The sequence below is a fragment of the Ruminococcus callidus ATCC 27760 genome (assembly GCF_000468015.1).
GTDB classification, from domain to species: domain Bacteria; phylum Bacillota; class Clostridia; order Oscillospirales; family Ruminococcaceae; genus Ruminococcus_C; species Ruminococcus_C callidus.
Map to the genome: position 1 here is coordinate 12,457 of NZ_KI260330.1, position 4,727 is coordinate 17,183.

Below are 4,727 nucleotides of genomic sequence, written 5' to 3' on the forward strand. Positions count from 1 at the left end.
AGTCGCCAGACGCTCTTTGTGCGGTGTTGCCTTTATTCCTCGACAACTTCTACAGTCACCTTGACAGAAATGCCGGTGTACAGGCGAATATCTGCCTCATAGCTGCCGAAATTTTTGATGTCCGATTTCAGACCGATCTTCTTCTTGTCGATTTTGCAGCCGAACTGTTTTTCAATGCACTCCGCGATCTGTGCCGCAGTAACTGCCCCGAACAGTCTGCCGCCGTTGCCAGCCTTTGCTCCGGCGTGAACAGTCTGTCCTTTCAGCTTGTCAGCGATTGCCTGTGCATTCTGCTTTTCCACGTCGATCTTGTGGGCTGCGGAGGACTGCTTTCCGGAAAGTTCCGACAGGTTCTGCGGTGTTGCTTCTACTGCCAGCCCCTTTTTCAGCAGCATGTTGCGGGCATAGCCGTCAGAAACGTTTTTCACTTCGCCCTTTTTTCCAGAGCCTTTTACGTCCTGCATAAAAATTACTTTCATGGTTCTCTCTCCTTTTCTTTACTTTAAGGAAATGCTTATCCGATTATGGAAACACGGAATAAAGCTTGTGCATAAGATGCATCGTCAGATTGCGTGCAAAGCCGTCAGACGGGCTTTATGCAGTGTTTCCTTATGTTTCATTTTCCTGTGCTTCCAGAATCAGCAGCAGCTGTTCCTTTGCCTCCTGAATGGTACAGCCTTTCAGCTGCGTTGCCGCCATTGTCTGGTGACCGCCGCCGCCCAGCTGTTCCATGATGACCTGTACATTGACATTACCCATAGAACGTGCGGAGATTCCCACGCCGGTTTCTTCCAGATACAGCACAAAGGAAGCTTCCACGCCCTGAATGCTCAGCAGTTCATCTGCCGCCTGTGCCGCCAGCACACGGGCATTTTTGTCCTGTAGCTTCACGGCAGAAATGGCGTTGTTCCGGTACAATTCCGCATGTGCCACGATCTGGGCACGCATGGAGTACATGGAAATCGTATTGGAGAACAGGGACTTGACCTGTACCGTATCCGCCCCGATCTTCCGCAGATACGCCGCCGCTTCAAAGGTTCGCACACCGGTACGCATGACAAAATTCTTGGTATCCAGCATGATTCCCGCCAGCAGGGCATCAGCATATGCCGAGGAAACCTCGGTATCCAGCCGGAAATACTGTATGATCTCCGTCACCATTTCCGAAGCGGACGATGCATAGGGTTCGTGGTGGAAAATCACCGCATTTTCAATGAAATTCACATTTTTCCGGTGGTGGTCGATGACAATGACATACCGTGCCGCATGGTACAGATCCACGCTTTCCAGAATGTCCTTGTTGTGGGTATCCACGACGATCAGCAGGCTGTTGTCCGTCACCTGTGCCAGTGCGTCCACCGGTTCCATAAACTTCGGACCGTCCGGACACTGCTGCATGCGGTCGATCAGCTGGGTGGCAAGACAGCTTTGCTGGTTCACCACCACATACGCCGGCTTCTGCATCAGCCGCACGGCTCCCGCCAGACCGCAGGCAGAACCTACGGAATCCAGATCGCCGAAGCGGTGTCCCATAAGGAACACCTGATCGGAATTTTCGATCAGTTCCTGCATGGCAAGGGCAATGGAGCGAATCTTGGTTTTGGACTTCTTCTCGATGCCCTTGGAGGCACCGCCGAAAAAGCAGAACCCGTTTTCCGTTTTCACTGCCGCCTGATCGCCGCCCCGTCCCAGTGCCATATCCAGCGACTGGCGGGCAAACTTCTCGCTCTCCGCCAATGTAGAACCGCCGTCACCCACGCCAATGGAAAAGGTGATGTGCATGCGGTCGTTGACACGAATCTGCCGTGCCTCGTCCAGCACATGGAACCGGTTGTTCATGATCTCGTGCAGATAGCGGGATTCCATTACCGCATAGAACAGGTCGTTTTCTACCTTGCGGATAATGCCCTCTGTCCCCTGCATAAAGTTTTCCAGCACCCGTTCCACCTCGGCGGAAACCTGTGCCTTTTCGCTTTCTCTGGCGTATTGCAGCAGATCGTCATAGCTGTCGATCACCAGCAGCATTACGCAGGGACGGGAGTTGGTCTGCTCGTGCTGCAACCGCAGAATATCTGTGATTTCCAGAAACTGCACCGCAATGATTTCCTGCTGGTTCTGGGCACTGGAAACAGCATGCACCCGATAGCTCAGCCCGTTGTGCTCCATTAACAGGTCACGGTTTTGATCCAGAGCCGCCAGATTCAGATGAATCACGTCCTGCACAGAACGCCCCAGCACAGAGCGTCCCGACACGAAGCGGTTCTGGAATATCTCATTGCTCCAGAGGATCTTTCCGTCCCGTTCCGCCAGAATCATCGGCACAGTCATGCTCTGGAGGGCAGCCATGCCGGCACCCTCGATCTCGCCGCGGACAGCGGTATTCTGTATCCGTTCTGCACGCCGCAGCCAGATCCACTGGACACAGAGCAGAATCCCCAACAGCAAGATCACCAGAAATTGTATGGTCAAAAACCGCTGGGGCACTCGCTGGAGCACCATACAAAACAGCGGTACAAGGACGCTGATAAACCACAAGATCCATGTGGCGATCATCACCCCATATTTTCGTTTCATGCTGCATTCTCCTTTGCAGACAGCCGCTTTTCAGCAACAGCTATCTTCAAGAGCCTGTAACAGGCATTTATACCTCCATGATGATCGGCAGGATCATCGGGCTGCGTTTGGTCTTGGCATAGATGAAGTCGGACAGGACATCACGCAGCTTGGTTTTCAGCGTTCCCCATTCCTTGAGGTCCCGTGCGTTGCAGTTGTCCAGCACAGTCGTCATGACATTGCGTGCCTCGTCCATGAGTTCTTCCGACTCCCGCACATAGACAAAACCGCGGGAGATAATGTCCGGTCCTGCCACTACGGCATTGGCTGCCCGTTCGATGCCGATCACTACAATGATCAGACCGTCCTGTGACAGATGCTTTCTGTCCCGCAGCACGATAGAACCGACATCGCCGACACCCAGACCGTCTACCATAACCCGACCGGCAGGCACCTGTGAAACGATACGCATGGAGTTGCCGTCGGTTTCGATGACATCACCGATCTTGGAAATGATGATATGATCGCTGGGCATGCCCATAGACTTTGCAATTTCCGCATGCTTGACCAGATGCTTATATTCGCCGTGCACCGGAATGAAGAACTTCGGCTTCGTCAGAGCCTGGATCAGCTTCAGCTCCTCCTGACACGCGTGACCGGAAACATGCACTTCATACATGGATTCGTAGATAACTTCCGCACCGGATTTCATCAGTTCATTGACTACCCGTGTGACATATTTTTCGTTGCCCGGAATCGGCTTCGCGGAAATGATGATAAAGTCATTCGGTGTGATCGTCACCTTTTTATGGCTGTTCATTGCCATACGTGTCAGAGCCGACAGCGGTTCGCCCTGACTGCCGGTAGTCACCAGTACGATCTGGTCGTCCGGATAACGGTTCATTTCATCAATATCGATCATAATGCCCTTGGGCACTTTCAGATAGCCCAGTTCCGTCGCCTTTTCGATGACATGCACCATGCTGCGGCCGAACACCGCCACTTTTCGATTGTAATTCTTTGCCTGATCGATGATCTGCTGTACACGGTGCACATTGGAGGAGAATGTAGCGATAATGATTCGCTTTCCCTCCGCCCGCTTGAACAGCTTTTCAAAGCTGCCGCCAACGGTGCGTTCCGAGCATGTAAATCCGGTACGCTCTGCATTGGTGGAGTCTGCCATCAGTGCCAGTACGCCGCGGCTGCCCAGCTCGCCGAACCGTGCAAGATCGATGATCTCATCGTCGATCGGCGAGAAGTCCACCTTAAAGTCACCGGTGTGAACAATGATGCCAGCCGGTGTATGGATCGCCATGCCGACTGCACCGGGGATAGAGTGGTTCACCTTGATGAATTCCACTGCCATGCAGCCCATTCTCACGGTGGTGCGGGGTTCCACTTCGATCAGCTTCGCCTGCTTGAGCAGCCCGTGTTCTTCCAGCTTGCCCTCGATCAGTCCCAGTGTCATGCGGGTGCCATAAATCGGCACATTGATCTTTTTCAGCAGATATGCCAGACCGCCGATATGGTCCTCGTGACCGTGGGTAATGACGATGCCGCGAATCTTGTCCTTGTTGCCCTCCACATAGGTGAAATCCGGAATGACAATATCCACACCAGGCATATCCATATCCGGAAATGCCAGACCACAGTCCAGAATGAACATGTCATTGCAGCACTCAAACACGGTCATGTTCTTTCCGATCTCGTTCAGACCACCCAGCGGAATGATACGTACCGGTGTCCGCTTCTGGCGGTTCTGCCGTGTCGGCTGTGCATTGTTGTTGTTTCTGGGGCGTGGATTGTTGTTGTGACGGCGATTGCCGCCGGAGGGACGCTCGCCGGCACCCTGCTGCCGCGGTCTTGCCCCATAGCTTCTCTTGCGGGGCTGGGGATTGTTTCGTACTTCTCTTACCTGTTCTTTTTCGTTTGCCAAATAAATATCCTCACTTTCTCACGTGGGGACAGCACAAATGTTCTCTTTTCCGAAATCACTGTCAGTCTGCCTGCCGAATCGGCACTCGCACAGACTGCCGCCTGTTCAGCAGGCACATTGCCGCCGCATGACGGCAGAATTCTCCTCCGCCTGTTCTGCAAACCGCCTTTTCAGAAAAAACGGGCTGCATGGAAAAAGGACACCCTGGGCAATACCGCACAAAGATTGTGCGACAGAT

At 53.2% G+C, this 4,727-nt stretch carries 3 protein-coding genes; all 3 read right to left on the reverse strand.

All coding sequences use genetic code 11. The features are described 5' to 3' along the window. Nucleotides 1-32: 32 nt before the first annotated feature. Nucleotides 33-479, reverse strand: a complete 447-nt coding sequence (gene rplI, locus RUMCAL_RS03390; RefSeq protein WP_021681113.1) for a 50S ribosomal protein L9 — start codon at nucleotides 477-479, stop codon at nucleotides 33-35. 130 nt (nucleotides 480-609) lie between these two features. Further along, nucleotides 610-2,574 (reverse strand): DHH family phosphoesterase, encoded by a 1,965-nt coding sequence (locus RUMCAL_RS03395; protein WP_021681114.1) that lies wholly within the window; start codon nucleotides 2,572-2,574, stop codon nucleotides 610-612. A 67-nt stretch (nucleotides 2,575-2,641) separates the two neighbouring features. Next, nucleotides 2,642-4,489: a ribonuclease J gene (locus RUMCAL_RS03400; protein ID WP_084194326.1), complete on the reverse strand. Its 1,848-nt coding sequence runs from the start codon at nucleotides 4,487-4,489 to the stop codon at nucleotides 2,642-2,644. Between the last annotated feature and the right edge of the window lie 238 nt (nucleotides 4,490-4,727).

Bases quoted from the DNA above. Each gene is read 5' to 3' on its own strand.
- rplI (WP_021681113.1), bottom strand. From the start codon at position 479: ATGAAAGTAATTTTTATGCAGGACGTAAAAGGCTCTGGAAAAAAGGGC.
- RUMCAL_RS03395 (WP_021681114.1), bottom strand. From the start codon at position 2,574: ATGAAACGAAAATATGGGGTGATGATCGCCACATGGATCTTGTGGTTT.